This window comes from Streptomyces altiplanensis, from assembly GCF_053591575.1.
In genome coordinates, this window is the sequence record NZ_JBSFUB010000029.1 from 34,922 (window position 1) to 49,973 (window position 15,052).

The window sequence follows — 15,052 nt, forward strand, 5'->3', positions numbered from 1 at the left end:
TCCTGATCGAGGAAGCGGCCCCCGGGCCTACCGCCGGTGCGGTGGCGGGTACTGACCGGATGAGGGGTGGTCAGCGAGCGGACTACTTCTTGACGGTGACGCCGGTAACTTCGAGGTCACCGTGGAAGTCGACCTCGACGTTGTCGACAGCCTCCGAGTGCCCGCCGTTGATGCGGTACTGCCACAGCGGGATGGCCGGCATCTTCTCCAGCACCAGCTTCTCGGCCTCCTGGTAGAGCTTGATCGACTCTTCCAGGGACTTGGCGTTGTCGCCCTTCTTGAACGCGGCGTCGACCTCCTTGTCGGAGAACTTGCCGTTGTTCGCCTCGGCGGTGGTGCCGTACAGCTCGCGCATGAAGTTGGCGTTCACCGGGTAGTCGGCGACCCAGCCACCACGGTAGAAGGACTTGACTTCCTTGTTGTCACGGGCCTCCAGGTCGGTCTGGAAGTCCGGCTTCGCGTCCGGGAGGCACTCGACCCCGGTGGAGTTGCGGATGGACTCGCAGACCGCGGTCACCCACTCCTTGTGGCCGCCGTCGGCGTTGTACTGGATCCAGATCTTGTTGCCCGGAACGCCGCCGCCCTCGGTGACGAGCTTCTTCGCCTTGGCCGCGTCGAACGTGAAGACGTCCGTGTCGAGCTTCTGGTTGCCCTGGACACCGAGGGGCGTGAAGCTCGTGGCCGGCGTGCGCGTGCCGTTGAGCACCGTCTTGGTGATCGTCTCGCGGTCGATGCCCATCGACAGACCCTGCAGGACCTTCGGGTCGATGTCCTTGAAGGTCTTGCTGTAGAAGGTCGGGACGAGCGACTGGATCGCCGCGTACTCCTGGTCGATCGCGCGGTCGCCCAGGTCCTGCTTGTACTTCGGCAGGTCCTTCGGGCCGATCTGGCGGATCATGTCCAGGTTGCCGGAGAGCAGGTCCTGGTACGCGGCCTCGACGGTCGCGTAGTTCTTGAAGAGGACACCCTTGTTCTGGGCCTTGTTCGGACCCTGGTAGTCCGGGTTGGCCTTGACCTGGATGAGCTTCTTGCGGTCCCACTTCTCGAAGATGTAGGGGCCGTTGCCGACGGGCTTCAGGCCGAACGCCTTCGGGTCGCCGTAGAACGTCTTGGGCAGCGGGGCCCAGGTCGTGTAGCCGAGCTTGTACTCGAAGTACGGAACCGGCTTCGACAGCTCGATGGTGAACGTGGTGTCGTCCACGGCCTTGAGGCCGGACATCTTGTCGGCCTTCGGCGCACCCTTGGCCGGGTGGACGTCCTCGTAGCCCTTGATGTCCTCGAACCAGAAGGCGTTCTGCTGCTTGTTCTCGACGTTGGCGTACCAGTTCCAGGCGTTGATGTACGACTCGGAGGTGACAGCCTCGCCGTTGTGGAACTTCCAGCCCTTCTTGAGCTTGACCGTCCACGTCTTCGAGTCGGTCGTCTCGATCGACTCGGCGTTCGTGTAGACGATCTGGCCCTTGGCGTCGAAGTCCAGGAGCTGAGTGAACAGCGACTGGATGACGTAGCTGCCGAGCGTCTCGTTCGTGTCGGCCGGGATCAGCGGCTTCTGCGGCTCGCCGACGTCGATGGAGACGTAACCGGCGGGCTTGCCCTTCTCCTTGGCCTCCGTGTCGCCGCTGTCCGAGCCACCGCACGCCGTTGCCGACAGAGCCACGACTATCGCACCTGCGACCCACTTGGCGCTCTTGGCACCACGCATGGGTTCCTCCTCATGAGTCCACTGATCACTACAAGAGGGGTAAGCAGACGGTCGCCGACACCCCTGACGGCGATGAGTCGCATGTACCCCGAGTGTGCTCGTGAGTCGGCACTCCCCACAGTGCGTGACCCATTGACCCGAGCTCAATGGAGCCAACTATTAAGTAACACCGACCCGTAAACCACACCTAAAGGGTCTCGTTTTGACAACATCGACCGGGCCCACCTGCCCGAAATCCGGACAAAATGATCTCAGACAGACACCCCCGAAACGGACTGTTAACGCAGCTTCCGGAGAGCAACGACCGATAACCGGACGCACCCGCCCCTAAATCCGCTTGACGGCGAAGATCATAAGTGCGTGTCGGTTCCAGGATCCTGACGCACCGAAGGCCGGTTGCCGTCCTTCCCCGCGGGGAGTGACGGCAACCGGCCTTCGGTGTCTCAGTACGTCAGTACGTCAGTACGTCAGTACGTCAGCGCTTGGCGCGCGAAGCCGTGCGGCCGCGCTCCTTCTGGTCCAGGACGACCTTGCGGATACGCACGGTCTCCGGGGTCACCTCGATGCACTCGTCCTCGCGGCAGAACTCCAGGGACTGCTCCAGGGAGAGCTTGCGGGCCGGGACCACGTTCTCGGTGGTGTCCGCGGAAGCCGCACGCATGTTGGTGAGCTTCTTCTCCTTGGTGATGTTCACGTCCATGTCGTCGGCGCGCGAGTTCTCGCCGATGATCATGCCCTCGTAGACCTCGGTGCCGGCCTCGGTGAAGATGACACCGCGCTCCTGGAGGTTGACCATCGCGAACGGCGTCACCGTGCCCGCGCGGTCGGCGACCAGCGAGCCGTTGTGGCGGGTGCGCAGCTCGCCGAACCACGGCTCGTGGCCCTCGAAGATGGAGTGCGCGATGCCGGTGCCGCGGGTCTGCGTCAGGAACTCCGTACGGAAGCCGATGAGGCCGCGGGACGGGACGATCCACTCCATGCGGACCCAGCCCGAACCGTGGTTCGTCATCGTCTCCATGCGGCCCTTGCGGGTCGCCATGAGCTGCGTGATCGCGCCCAGGTGCTCCTCCGGCGAGTCGATCGTCATGCGCTCGATCGGCTCGTGCTTCTTGCCGTCGATCTCCTTGGTGACCACCTCGGGCTTGCCGACGGTCAGCTCGAAGCCCTCACGGCGCATCTGCTCGACCAGGATGGCCAGCGCCAGCTCACCGCGGCCCTGCACCTCCCAGGCGTCGGGGCGCTCGGTGTCCAGGACGCGCAGCGAGACGTTGCCGACCAGTTCGCGGTCGAGGCGGTCCTTGATCTGACGGGCGGTGACCTTGTGGCCCTTGCCGCCCTTGCCGACCAGCGGCGAGGTGTTGGCGCCGATGGTCATCGAGATGGCGGGCTCGTCGACCGTGATCAGCGGCAGCGCGATCGGGTTCTCGGGGTCGGCCAGGGTCTCGCCGATCATGATGTCCGGGATACCGGCGATGGCGCAGATGTCGCCCGGGCCCGCCTTCTCGGCGGGCTTGCGGGTGAGGGCCTCGGTCATCATCAGCTCGGTGATGCGGACGTTGGACATCGTGCCGTCACGCTTGATCCAGGCGACGGTCTGACCCTTGCGCAGCTCGCCCTGCTCCACGCGGCACAGCGCGATGCGGCCGAGGAAGTTGTCGGCGTCGAGGTTGGTGACGTGCGCCTGAAGGGGGGCGGTCTCGTCGTACTCGGGGGCCGGGACGTGCTGGAGGATCGTGGAGAAGAACGGCTCCAGGTTCTCGCTGTCGGCCGGGACGGTGCCGTCCTCCGGCTTGGTCAGCGAGGCGACGCCGTCACGCGCGCAGGCGTAGACGATCGGGAACTCGATCTGGTCCTCGTCCGCATCCAGGTCCAGGAACAGGTCGTAGGTCTCGTCGACGACCTCGGCGATCCGGGAGTCCGGGCGGTCGGTCTTGTTGATGCAGAGGATGACCGGCATCTTCGCGGCGAGCGCCTTGCGGAGCACGAAGCGGGTCTGCGGCAGCGGGCCCTCGGAGGCGTCGACCAGCAGGACGACCGCGTCGACCATCGACAGGCCGCGCTCGACCTCACCACCGAAGTCGGCGTGGCCGGGGGTGTCGATGATGTTGATCGTGATGGCGTCGCCGCCGTCCTTCGGGTGGTACTTGACCGCCGTGTTCTTGGCCAGGATCGTGATGCCCTTCTCACGCTCCAGGTCGTTCGAGTCCATCATGCGGTCGTCGAGCGACTCCGCGGCGTGTGCGGCGAAGGCACCGGCCTGCTTGAGCATGGCGTCGACCAGGGTGGTCTTGCCGTGGTCGACGTGGGCGACGATGGCTACGTTACGGATGTCGTGGCGCGTGGGCATGGGTGACTTGCGCTTCTCTCGATCGTGGGATCGGGCGTCGTATTCGGTTCGTTTCCTCATACGCCCGCCGGGCGGTCGCGCCACGGCTACCCCCCATGGTACGGGGAGCGAACCGCGCGGGCTTCCCGGGCGATCGGTACCGGCCCCGCGCGAGGGCTCCGGGCGGTCCGGTGAAGCTGTGTCGGGGGGTGTGTTCGGGCCCTGCGTGGAAGCCCTGCGCGGAGGTGGGGGTGCGGGGCGGTCCCGGGTCAAGGGGCACCTGCCACTGTGCCCGCCGGCAAGGCCGGCGGGCAAGTGACTTGAGCCAATCCTGAGGGCCCTGACCTGCGAGTTCTCCAGTTCCTTCGGTTTTCTTCGCTACTTCTTCGCTACTTCTTCGAGCGGTCGTCGGTTTCGGCCTTCTTGAAGCCGATGTCCTGGTAGCGCGGGGTGGCGAAGCCGAAGGCGCCCGCGTTGGCGAGGTGGGACCTGACCGCGACGACCTCGGGACGCTGGAAGAGCGGGATGGATCCGGCCGCGGCCCAGATCCGGGCGTCGGTCCGCTTCAGCAGGTCACGGGCGGCTTCCTCGTCCAGCTCCGCCATGGCCTGGTCGAAGAGCTGGTCGATGTGGTCCGTACCGACGCGCGTGTAGTTCTGCTCGACCAGCAGCGACCCGTCGGCGGCCGGCTCCGGTTTGGCGAAGATCGGGCGGGCGTCGGTGGCCGGGTAGGGGGTGGCGGGCCAGGAGTAGAGGGCGAGGTCGTAGTCGCCCGAGGCGATGTGGTCCTTGAAGTAACTCGCGTCGGAGACCTTGCTGATCTCCGTGCGTACGCCGATGCGCTCCAGCATCTGCGAGATCTTGTCGCCGACGGCGCGCAGCGTCTCCGAGCCGGGGCCCGCCGGGAGGACGAAACGCAGGGTCAGCGTCTTGCCGTCCTTGGCGAGCGGGCCCGGGGCGGCGCCGGCGGGGGCCGCGGTGCCGAGCGGGGCGTAGGCGCCGGCGATGCCGCCCTTCTGCCGGCCGTCGGCGCTGTCCTTGGTGCCCGCGTCGGCCTTCGGCCGGTCCACGAAGCGCGCCTGCGCGCGCAGCGCCCGGCTCTGGAGGACCGCGTCGGGCGCCGGGGCCAGGACGTACGTACCGGATTCCGAGCCGTGGGCGCGGCCGCCCGGCTTGGAATCGCTCACGTCCGCGTTCTTCTCGTCACTCTTCTTGTCGCTCTTCTTGTCGCTCTTCTTGCCGCTCTCGTCGTCTCCGACGATGTACATGCCCTCGTCGGCTCCGCTTTCCTTGTTCTTCTCCTTCTTTTCCGCCTTCTTTTCCGCCTCGCTGCCCGCCTTCGCACCGTCCGGCGTCTGCCGCGCCGCGCCGCCGGGCGTCCAGCCCGCGTCCGCGAGCAGCGCCTGCGCGGCCTGGGTGTCCTGGTCGCCGAGGGCGCCGCTGCTGTCGGTGTACCCCTCCTGGCCGGCCAGCGCGAGATGGCTGCCGAGCGGGTGGGCGGGCAGGCCGAGCGGCTTCAGTACGACCTCGGCGAGCGCGCGGCGGTCGAGCGCGCGGGCCACCGCGCGGCGTACGCGGTCGTCGGTGAGCGGACCCGACGTGCCGTTCAGCGCGAGCTGCGTGTAGGCGGGTTCGAGGGACTTGCGGAGGGAGAAGCCGCGCAGCTCGGCCTGCTCGTCGGCGTACTTCCTGATCGCCTCGCGGGACTTCTTGCGGGCCTTCCGCTCGGCCTCGGCCGCCTCCTCGGCGGAGCCGTGGGCGATCGCCCAGGACCTGAGCGCGGAGGCGGGGGTGACGGCGGCTCCGGGGCCGTGGGCCGGCTGCCGCCCCTTGGCGGCGGCGCCCGCCTGCCTGGCGGCCAGGGCCATCCGGTCCGCGGTGCTGCGGCCGACGTCGGCGATGTCGAGCTCGCCGGCGGCGAGCGCGGCGGTGCGCTTGTCGCGCGCCACCGCGCGGAAGACGAGCGTGTCGAGCTTCGCGGCCTTCCCCCACCAGCGGGGATCGCGGACGAGCGTCACCGTGCCGGCCGCGCGGTCCTGGCTCTTGAACCTGAAGGGGCCCGCCGTCGACTTGAGCTTGGCGCGGGCACCGTCGTTGAAGGAGTCGGGACTGCCCGTCACGCTCTTCGGGTAGAGCGGCGTGAAGAGCGAGCGCCAGTCCGCGTAGGGCTTGCCGAAGGTGACCCTGACCTCCAGGTCACTGGCGCCGCGCTCGATCTTCTCGATGCGCTCGTAGCCGGCGTTGCGGGCGGTCCAGTACGCGGTGTCCCTGCCGTTCAGCGCACGCCACTGGGACACGAAGTCCGGCGCCCCGATCTCCCGGCCGTCGCTCCACACCGCCCGCTGGTTGATCTTGTAGAGCACGACCTGCTTGGGCTCGCGCTCGACGACCTCGGCGGACTCCAGGTAGTCGGCGTTGCGCTGCGGGCGTCCGCGCTCGTCGAGGGTGAAGAGCGAGGGGAGCACGGCGCCGGTGATGCGTGTGGTGGAGGCGTCCGCGTCGGCCTGGAAGGCGTTGAGGGTGGCCGGCTTCGTGTCGAGGGCCCAGCGCACCGTGCCGCCGTCGGCCACCTGGTCGCGTCCGGCCGGGGCGATGTCCTGGGGGACCGCCGCCGCCTGCGTCGGGTCGTCGCCCGAGGAGCAGCCGGCCAGTGCGGGGAGCGTGAGCACACCGGCGGTGACGAGCGCGAGGCAGTGGACGGCCCGGGACCGCCGGGGCGTGCGGAGGGATGCCTTCCTGCGGGGTGCCTCCCCGTGGGGGACCTTCCCGCGGGGGACGCCGACGTGGGACATGGCTGGTACCTCCAGGGCCGGCCCGGCCCACACCCTGTCGGAATGGGCCCGGTTTTTCACATTTGGCGGCATATGATGGTGATCACATCTACTACCCTTCAACTGAAAAGGACCCCGCGCGTGAGCCGTCGGCGACACGGCGGCACACCCCCCGAACCCCACCCGTGCGGCCCAACCGAGGGGGCGCACGGGCCGGCGCGCGCCGAGAATCGCTGCACATCCCTTCACAAGGAGGGATGTGACGCGCGACACTCGCAGGCGCATGAGCGTGACCACGCGCCACCGTGGAAATGAGGGCATCCCATGTCCCTGCAGGAAGATCTGGCAGCGGTTCAGCGCTGCCTCGACACTCTGGTCCGGTCGGTCGAACGGCTGGAGAAGCAGGTCGGCGGCGGCAGCCTGGAGATCAGGCGCGTACGCACCGACGCGAGCCACCTCCGCGAGAGCCTCGTCCTGCTGGCCGAGGCCGCCCCCACCCTGCACCCTCCCCAGTCGCGCCCCGACCTGGTCGCCATCTCGGACGACCCGTACAACAGCGCGCTGTGGACGGACTCGGACGACGAGGGCCTCGGCGCCCGCGACCGGCACGCGCCCTAGGGGCACGGCCCCGCAGCGGCACGCGCCGCAGCGGTACGCACCGGCCCGGCCCGCCGCCCGCCCCTGCCCCGTCCCGACTGCCCGCTCCATACGGAGTCCTCGTTGGCCACTGGTACAGAACCCCAGCCCCGCACGGACGTCCCCGGCGCCCATGGCGTCCATGACGTCTCGCGCGCCACGATCGCCGCCCGCCATCTGCGTACGGACCGCTGGTGGCTGGCGCCCGCCGCGACCGCCGCCGGACTGCTCGCCTTCGTCGTGTACTCGACCTGGCGGGCCTTCGCGAACGCCGACTACTACGCGGCGCCCTACGTCTCGCCGTTCTACTCGCCCTGCCTGGCGGAGAACTGCGTGCCGATGAAGGGCGGCCCCAACTGGGAGATCTTCGGCAGCTGGTGGGGCCTGTCCCCCGCCCTGCTGATCCTGGTCTTCCCGCTCGGCTTCCGGCTGACCTGCTACTACTACCGCAAGGCCTACTACCGGGGCTTCTGGGCCTCGCCCCCCGCCTGCGCCGTCGCCGAGCCGCACAAGAAGTACACCGGTGAGACCCGCTTCCCGCTGGTCCTCCAGAACATCCACCGGTACTTCTTCTACGCCGCCGTCCCCGTCGCCGGGATCCTCACCTACGACACCGTGCTGGCCTTCCGCGACGAGACGTACGCATGGGGCCACATGGGCCTGGGCACCCTCGTCTTCCTGGTCAACATCGGGCTGATCTGGGCGTACACCTTCTCCTGCCACTCCTGCCGGCACATCGTCGGCGGCAGGCTCAAGCACTTCTCCAAGCACCCGGTGCGCTACCGGCTGTGGGGCTGGGTCAGCAGGCTCAACGCCCATCACATGGCGCTCGCCTGGGCCTCGCTGGTCAGTGTCGCGCTCGCCGACTTCTACGTGTACCTGCTGGCGTCCGGCGCCTTCGACGACCCGCGGCTGTTCTAGACGACCGGACGACCGGATGAAAGGTGCCCGATGACACAGCTCGAACGGCAGCAGTGGGACGTCGTCGTGGTCGGCGCGGGCGGCGCCGGACTGCGCGCCGCCATCGAGGCGCGGGAGCAGGGGGCCCGTACCGCGGTCATCTGCAAGTCGCTCTTCGGCAAGGCGCACACGGTGATGGCCGAGGGCGGCATCGCCGCGTCCATGGGCAACGTGAACTCTGGCGACAACTGGCAGGTCCACTTCCGCGACACCATGCGCGGCGGCAAGTTCCTCAACCAGTGGCGGATGGCGGAGCTGCACGCGCGCGAGGCGCCCGACCGGGTGTGGGAGCTGGAGACCTGGGGCGCGCTGTTCGACCGCACGCCGGACGGGAGGATCTCGCAGCGCAACTTCGGCGGGCACGAGTACCCGCGTCTCGCGCACGTCGGCGACCGGACCGGCCTGGAGCTGATCCGCACCCTCCAGCAGAAGATCGTCGCGCTCCAGCAGGAGGACTTCCGCGAGTCCGGTGACTACGAGGCCCGGCTGAAGATCTTCCAGGAGTGCACCGTCACCCGGGTCCTGAAAGAGCGCGGTCCGGAGGACGACGGGGGGCGGGTCGCGGGCGCCTTCTGCTACGAGCGCGAGTCCGGCCGCTTCTTCGTCCTGGAGGCGCCGGCCGTGGTGCTGGCCACCGGCGGCATCGGCAAGTCCTTCAAGGTGACGTCGAACTCCTGGGAGTACACGGGCGACGGGCACGCGCTGGCGCTGCTCGCGGGCGCCCCGCTGCTCAACATGGAGTTCGTCCAGTTCCACCCGACGGGGATGGTCTGGCCGCCTTCGGTGAAGGGCATCCTCGTCACCGAGTCGGTGCGCGGCGACGGCGGTGTCCTGCGCAACTCCGAGGGCGAGCGGTTCATGTTCGACTACATCCCCGACGTCTTCAGGGAGAAGTACGCGGAGTCCGAGGAGGAGGGCGACCGCTGGTACGAGGACCCGGACAACAACCGGCGTCCCCCCGAACTGCTCCCCCGCGACGAGGTCGCGCGCGCCATCAACTCCGAGGTGAAGGCGGGCCGCGGCTCCCCGCACGGCGGTGTCTTCCTCGACGTGTCGACGCGCATGCCGGCCGAGACGATCCGGCGCCGGCTGCCGTCGATGTACCACCAGTTCAAGGAGCTGGCGGACGTCGACATCACCGCCGAGGCGATGGAGGTCGGGCCGACCTGCCACTACGTGATGGGCGGCGTCGCCGTCGACTCCGACACCGCCGCGACCCGCACCGTCCCGGGGCTGTACGCCGCGGGCGAGGTGGCGGGCGGCATGCACGGCTCCAACCGGCTCGGCGGCAACTCGCTCTCGGACCTGCTGGTCTTCGGGCGCCGGGCCGGTCTGTACGCCGCGCAGTACGCGACCGGGTTCGGGGCCGGGACCGCACGGCCGCGGCCGGACACCGCCCAGGTGGACGCGGCGGCGGCCGAGGCGCTGCGCCCGTTCAGCGCGCCGGAGCCGGGCGAGGCGGACGGGCATCCGCCGGAGAACCCGTACACCCTCCACCAGGAACTCCAGCAGGCGATGCACGACCTGGTCGGCATCATCAGGCGGGCGCCGGAGATGGAGCGGGCCCTGGAGAAACTGTCCGAGCTGCGGGTACGGGCGCGCCGGGCCGGGGTCGAGGGGCACCGCCAGTTCAACCCGGGCTGGCACCTGGCCCTGGACCTGCGGAACATGCTGCTGGTCAGCGAGTGCGTCGCGCGGGCTGCGCTGGAGCGCACCGAGAGCCGCGGCGGTCATACCCGCGAGGACTGCCCGGCCATGGAGCGGGAGTGGCGCCGGGTCAACCTGCTCTGCCACCTGGCGGACCCCGGCGGCGGCCCGGCGCCGGCCGGTCCGCCGGCGGGCCGGATCTCGCTCGTACGGGAGACCACCGAGCCCGTCCGTCCCGATCTGCTCGGCCTCTTCGAGAAGGAAGAGCTGATCAAGTACCTCGCCGAAGAGGAGCTCCTGTCATGATCGGACACACAGCATGAGCGGCTACACAGCGGCCTTCGAGGTGTGGCGCGGTGACGCGGACGGCGGGCGGCTGGAGGACTTCGAGGTCGAGGTGAACGAGGGCGAGGTCGTCCTCGACATCATCCACCGCCTCCAGGCCACCCGGGTGCCGGACCTGGCGGTGCGCTGGAACTGCAAGGCGGGCAAGTGCGGTTCGTGCAGCGCGGAGATCAACGGGCGGCCGCGGCTGATGTGCATGACGCGCATGTCGGTCTTCTCGCGCGAGGAGACGGTCACCGTCACACCGCTGCGGGCCTTCCCCGTCGTACGCGACCTGGTGACGGATGTGTCCTTCAACTACGCGAAGGCACGGGAGGTGCCCGCCTTCGTACCGCCTCCGGGGGTCGCGGCGGGCGACTACCGGATGCAGCAGATCGACGTGGAGCGCCCGCAGGAGTTCCGCAAGTGCATCGAGTGCTTCCTGTGCCAGAACACCTGCCATGTGGTGCGCGACCACGAGGAGAACAAGGAGTCCTTCGCCGGTCCGAGGTTCCTGATGCGGATCGCCGAGCTGGACATGCACCCGCTGGACGCGGCGGCCGGGGCCGGCGTCGACCGCAAGAAGACCGCGCAGGACGAGCACGGGCTCGGCTACTGCAACATCACAAAGTGCTGCACGGAGGTCTGCCCCGAGAACATCCAGATCACGGACAACGCCCTGATCCCCCTGAAGGAGCGGGCCGCCGACCGCAAGTACGATCCGCTGGTCCGGCTGGGCAACAAGATCTTCCGGCGCCCGGAATAGCGGCGGTACGTCCCCACGCTGCACCTGTCGCAACGAGCCGACGAGACGACGGGGAACGTACGCATGTGGAACGGTGACGCACTCGATCTGGACGCCTACCTGGCCCATCTGGGGTACGAGGGGGACCGCTCCCCCACCCTGGAGACCCTGCGCGAGCTGCACCGCGCGCATGTGCTGACCGTGCGCTGGGAGAACCTGGACGCGGTTCTGCGGGGGGACGTCCCGCTCGACCCGGCCACGCTCCAAAGCAAGATGATCGGCAACCCGCGCGGCGGCTACTGTTTCGAGCACGTCTCGCTGTACGCCGCGGCCCTGGAGCGGCTCGGTTTCACGTTCTTCGCGGTCCTGGGCCGGATCCGGATGGGCGCGCCCACGATGCTGCCCACCACGCACGCCATGCTCATCGTGGAGACCGAGGGCCGGCGCCTGCTGAGCGACATCGGCTTCGGGGCGAGCCCGCTGGAGCCGATCGAGCTGACGGACGGCACCGAAACCACGGACGGCGTGTGGGCGTACCGGCTGCGGCGCGGGGAGGTCACGCCGGGCGCGGACGGGTGGACGCTCTACCAGCCGGCCCGTGAGGGCGGGAGCGACGACACCGGTGACGGGTGGATGGCGCGGCACACCTTCACCCTCGACCCGCAGTACCCGGTCGACTTCCGGATGGCGAACCACTTCATCGCGACGAGCCCGCACTCCCCCTTCAGCTACCGCCCCTTCGTCCAGCGGGTGCACCCCGACCGGCTGCACATCCTGGACAACCGCACGCTGACCACCGTCAGGCCGGGCGTCGCCGGACCGCCGGAGGTGCGGGAGCTGGAGCCGGAGGAGGTACCGAAGGTCCTGGCGGACGTGTTCGGCATCGAGCTCACCCCGGACGACGCGGACCTGCTCCTGACGAAGCTGGTCTGACCGCGGCGGCGCGGCTCGGGGCCCCGCCCTCCGCTCGCGAGCCGCGCAACACGGACATAACCTCACAGACGTGATGCGAACCGCCGCCGCCCGGATCCTCCTCGGCACACTGCTCGCGGCGTGGTGTCTCGCAGTGCCCGCGGCCCCCGCGTCCGCCGAAGACCCCGTCCGCCTCTCCCGCGACGGCCAGGTCACCGACAGGGTGGGCGCGCTCGGCCACCGTACGAACGACGTCGAGGCCGCGCTGGACCGCCTTTACGACACCCGCCGCGTCCAGCTCTTCGTCGTGTACGTCCGTGACTTCTCCGGGAGGCCCGGGCAGAGCTGGGCCGACGCCACCGCCGGACAGAACGGTCTCGGCAGCGACGACGTGCTGCTCGCGGTCGCCACCCACGACCGGCAGTACGCCTACTCCGTCGACCAGGGCTCGCGCCTCACCGGCGCCCAGCTCGACGACGTCGCCAGGACCGCGATCGAACCCGCCCTGCGGGGGAACGACTGGGCGGGCGCGGCGATCGGCGCCGCGAACGGCTACGCCGCGGTGCTCGCCGGGCAGCCCGTCCCGGTCCCCACGCTCACCCCGGGCGAAGCCGACCCCGGCGGCGGTGCGGGTGACGGCGTGAGCGGCGCCGGGGACCTGGTGCTCCCCGTGGTCGTGGTCGGCGCGGCCGGTGCGCTGGCGGCGTACACGTACACCCGGCGCAGGAGGCGCACGAGCACCCGGTCCACGCCCGCCCAGGGGGCCCGGGAGGCCCGGGAGCGGGAGGTCCCGCTGCCCGAACTCGACTCCAGGGCCAGGCGGGAGCTCGTCGGGGCGGACGACGCGATCCACACCAGCGAGGAGGAACTGGGCTTCGCGACCGCCCAGTTCGGCGAGGAGGCGGCCCGCCCCTTCGGCGAGGCGCTCGCGCACGCCAGGAGCGAGCTGGCCGCCGCCTTCCGGCTGCGCCAGCAGCTCGACGACGCCTGGCCGGAGGACGACGCCACCCGCCGCCGCATGCTCGAGGAGATCGTCGCCCGCTGCGCCGAGGCCAACCGCCGGCTCGACGCCGAGGCCGAGTCGTTCGACCAGCTGCGTGCCCTGGAGAAGAACGCCCCTAGGGCGCTGGCCGACGCCGAGGCGGCGTTCCGCGGTCTCGCCGGGCGCACGGGCACGGCGGAGGCGGTGCTGACCGCGATGCGCGGGCGGTACGCCGACTCCGCGTCCGCGCCGGTCGCCGGCCACGCCGAGCAGGCCAAGGACCGGCTCGCCTTCGCGACCGGCAGCCTCTCCGAGGCCCGGCAGGCGGTGGACGCGGGCGACACGGGCAGGGCTGCCGTGTTCGTACGGGCCGCCGAGGGCGCCGTCGGCCAGGCGGCCACGCTCATCGACGCCGTCGACCGCCGGGCGCGCGAACTCGCCGAGGCCGCGGGCAGGCTGCCCGGCGCGCTGACCGAGACCGAGACCGACCTGGCCGACGCCCGCGGCCTCCTGGAGGGTCTCAGGTCCGCGGCGGAAGGCGGTGGCGGCGGAGTCCCGACCGCCGACCTCCAGGGGCGCATCGCCCGTGCGGAGGCGGTGGTCACCGGCGTACGGCAGGAGGAGCGGTCGGGGCGGTACGACCCGATCGACGCCCTGCGCCGCGTCGAGGAGGCCGACTCGGCGCTCGACGAGGCCCTGGCGGGGGCGCGCGAGCGCGAGACGGCGGCCCAGCGGGCGCGCGCCCTGCTGGGCCAGGCCGCGCTCGCCGCCCGTGCCACGGTCGGGGCGGCCGCCGACTACATCACCACGCACCGGGGCGCGGTCGGCAGCCAGGCCCGCACCCGGCTCGCGGAGGCGCGGCGCCATCTCGAACGGTCCGCGGCCGCCGCACCGTCCGACGCGCCCGGCGCGCTCGCCGAGGCCCAGCGGGCGGACGCCCTGGCCCGGCAGGCGCAGAGCCTGGCCGAACAGGACGTACGCGGGTACGACGACCGGTTCGGCGGCGGCTTCGCGGGCGCGGGCGGCGCGGCCGGGGGCGGCCTGGACGGGGCCGTGCTCGGCGGCATCCTCCTCGGCGGCCTCCTCGGCGGCGGCCGGGGCGCGGGCGGCTTCGGCGGGGGCGGCGGCTTCGGCGGCAGGGGCTTCGGCGGGGGCGGGGGCCTCGGCGGCGGTCCCGGCAGCTTCGGCGGCGGAGGCACGCGGGGCCGCAGGGGCGGCGGCGGCCGGTTCTGACCCGTACACCGCTCGTACACCACTCAAGACTCAAGGAGATGCGCATGACGAAGCAGACGGTCCTCGGGCGCGTGACCCAGCTCGCGAGGGCCAACATCCACGCCCTCCTCGACCAGGCCGAGGACCCGCAGAAGATGCTGGACCAGCTGATCCGCGACTACACCGACAACATCAGGGAGGCCGAGGAGGCCGTCGCGGCCACCATCGGCAATCTGCGGCTCCTGGAGCTGGACCACGAGGAGGACGTCGAGGCGGCCCGGGAGTGGGGCGTCAAGGCGCTCGCCGCCAGCAGGAAGGCGGACGAGATGCGCGGCACCGGGCCGGCCGCGCAGGCGGACGCCTTCGACCACCTCGCCAAGGTGGCGCTCCAGCGGCAGCTCCAGTCCGAGAAGGAGGCGAAGGCCGCCGAGCCGGTCATCGCCACGCAGACGGAGGTGGTCGACAAGCTCAAGGCCGGTCTGGTGCGGATGAAGACCAAGCTGACCGAGCTCACCTCCAGGCGCGACGAACTGGTGGCCCGCGCCACGTCCGCGCAGGCGCAGAACCGGATGACGGACGCCGTGAAGAACATCGACGTCCTGGACCCGACGAGCGAGCTGAGCCGCTTCGAGGACAAGGTGCGCCGCGAGGAGGCGAAGGCGCTGGGCAGGCAGGAGCTGGCCGCGTCGTCCCTGGACGCCCAGTTCGAGCAGTTGGACAGCCTGGGCGACGACGCCGAGATCGAGGCCAGGCTGGCCGCCATGAAAGCCCGGTGACCGGCACCGGCCCGTACCGACTCCCGTACCGGCTTCGGCGCCACAGCCACAGCCGGAGT

The 15,052-nt window shown here is 70.5% G+C and carries 10 protein-coding genes; 7 read left to right on the plus strand and 3 right to left on the minus strand.

What is annotated here, in order from left to right:
• Positions 1-82: 82 nt before the first annotated feature.
• The 3 genes from ACWD0Y_RS15730 to ACWD0Y_RS15740 all read right to left on the minus strand — a co-directional run bounded on the left by ACWD0Y_RS15730 (position 83) and on the right by ACWD0Y_RS15740 (position 6,820).
• The gene (locus ACWD0Y_RS15730; protein ID WP_450260900.1) at positions 83-1,702 is read right to left on the minus strand and encodes a peptide ABC transporter substrate-binding protein; all 1,620 of its coding nucleotides are present in this window, start codon (positions 1,700-1,702) and stop codon (positions 83-85) included.
• Positions 1,703-2,177: 475 nt separating this feature from the next.
• On the minus strand, positions 2,178-4,049 hold the full coding sequence (gene typA / locus ACWD0Y_RS15735) for a translational GTPase TypA (RefSeq protein ID WP_093799244.1): 1,872 nt from the start codon (positions 4,047-4,049) through the stop codon (positions 2,178-2,180).
• A 368-nt stretch (positions 4,050-4,417) separates the two neighbouring features.
• Positions 4,418-6,820, minus strand: a complete 2,403-nt coding sequence (locus ACWD0Y_RS15740; protein ID WP_450260901.1) for an ABC transporter family substrate-binding protein — start codon at positions 6,818-6,820, stop codon at positions 4,418-4,420.
• 303 nt (positions 6,821-7,123) lie between these two features.
• Here ACWD0Y_RS15740 and ACWD0Y_RS15745 point away from each other — a divergent pair, with 303 nt between their 5' ends.
• From ACWD0Y_RS15745 to ACWD0Y_RS15775, 7 genes are all read left to right on the plus strand, one after another.
• A complete protein-coding gene (locus ACWD0Y_RS15745; protein ID WP_450260902.1) occupies positions 7,124-7,417 on the plus strand; it encodes a hypothetical protein in 294 nt (97 codons plus the stop codon).
• Between the two features lie 102 nt (positions 7,418-7,519).
• Complete coding sequence (locus ACWD0Y_RS15750; RefSeq protein ID WP_450260903.1) at positions 7,520-8,356, plus strand: hypothetical protein; 837 nt, start codon at positions 7,520-7,522, stop codon at positions 8,354-8,356.
• 30 nt (positions 8,357-8,386) lie between these two features.
• Complete coding sequence (locus ACWD0Y_RS15755) at positions 8,387-10,348, plus strand: fumarate reductase/succinate dehydrogenase flavoprotein subunit (RefSeq protein ID WP_450260904.1); 1,962 nt, start codon at positions 8,387-8,389, stop codon at positions 10,346-10,348.
• Between the two features lie 13 nt (positions 10,349-10,361).
• Positions 10,362-11,132 (plus strand): succinate dehydrogenase/fumarate reductase iron-sulfur subunit, encoded by a 771-nt coding sequence (locus ACWD0Y_RS15760; RefSeq protein WP_450260905.1) that lies wholly within the window; start codon positions 10,362-10,364, stop codon positions 11,130-11,132.
• A 63-nt stretch (positions 11,133-11,195) separates the two neighbouring features.
• Complete coding sequence (locus ACWD0Y_RS15765; RefSeq protein WP_450260906.1) at positions 11,196-12,044, plus strand: arylamine N-acetyltransferase family protein; 849 nt, start codon at positions 11,196-11,198, stop codon at positions 12,042-12,044.
• Positions 12,045-12,117: 73 nt separating this feature from the next.
• Entirely contained in the window at positions 12,118-14,238 is a 2,121-nt protein-coding gene (locus tag ACWD0Y_RS15770) for a TPM domain-containing protein (RefSeq protein ID WP_450260926.1), read from the plus strand.
• Between the two features lie 44 nt (positions 14,239-14,282).
• On the plus strand, positions 14,283-14,993 hold the full coding sequence (locus ACWD0Y_RS15775) for a PspA/IM30 family protein (protein ID WP_450260907.1): 711 nt from the start codon (positions 14,283-14,285) through the stop codon (positions 14,991-14,993).
• Positions 14,994-15,052: the final 59 nt, after the last annotated feature.

Coding starts and splice junctions, on each gene's coding strand:
- ACWD0Y_RS15775 (WP_450260907.1), top strand. CDS start 14,283: ATGACGAAGCAGACGGTCCTCGGGCGCGTGACCCAGCTCGCGAGGGCC.
- ACWD0Y_RS15745 (WP_450260902.1), top strand. CDS start 7,124: ATGTCCCTGCAGGAAGATCTGGCAGCGGTTCAGCGCTGCCTCGACACT.
- ACWD0Y_RS15755 (WP_450260904.1), top strand. CDS start 8,387: ATGACACAGCTCGAACGGCAGCAGTGGGACGTCGTCGTGGTCGGCGCG.
- ACWD0Y_RS15740 (WP_450260901.1), bottom strand. CDS start 6,820: ATGTCCCACGTCGGCGTCCCCCGCGGGAAGGTCCCCCACGGGGAGGCA.
- ACWD0Y_RS15730 (WP_450260900.1), bottom strand. CDS start 1,702: ATGCGTGGTGCCAAGAGCGCCAAGTGGGTCGCAGGTGCGATAGTCGTG.
- typA (WP_093799244.1), bottom strand. CDS start 4,049: ATGCCCACGCGCCACGACATCCGTAACGTAGCCATCGTCGCCCACGTC.
- ACWD0Y_RS15770 (WP_450260926.1), top strand. CDS start 12,118: ATGCGAACCGCCGCCGCCCGGATCCTCCTCGGCACACTGCTCGCGGCG.
- ACWD0Y_RS15760 (WP_450260905.1), top strand. CDS start 10,362: ATGAGCGGCTACACAGCGGCCTTCGAGGTGTGGCGCGGTGACGCGGAC.
- ACWD0Y_RS15765 (WP_450260906.1), top strand. CDS start 11,196: ATGTGGAACGGTGACGCACTCGATCTGGACGCCTACCTGGCCCATCTG.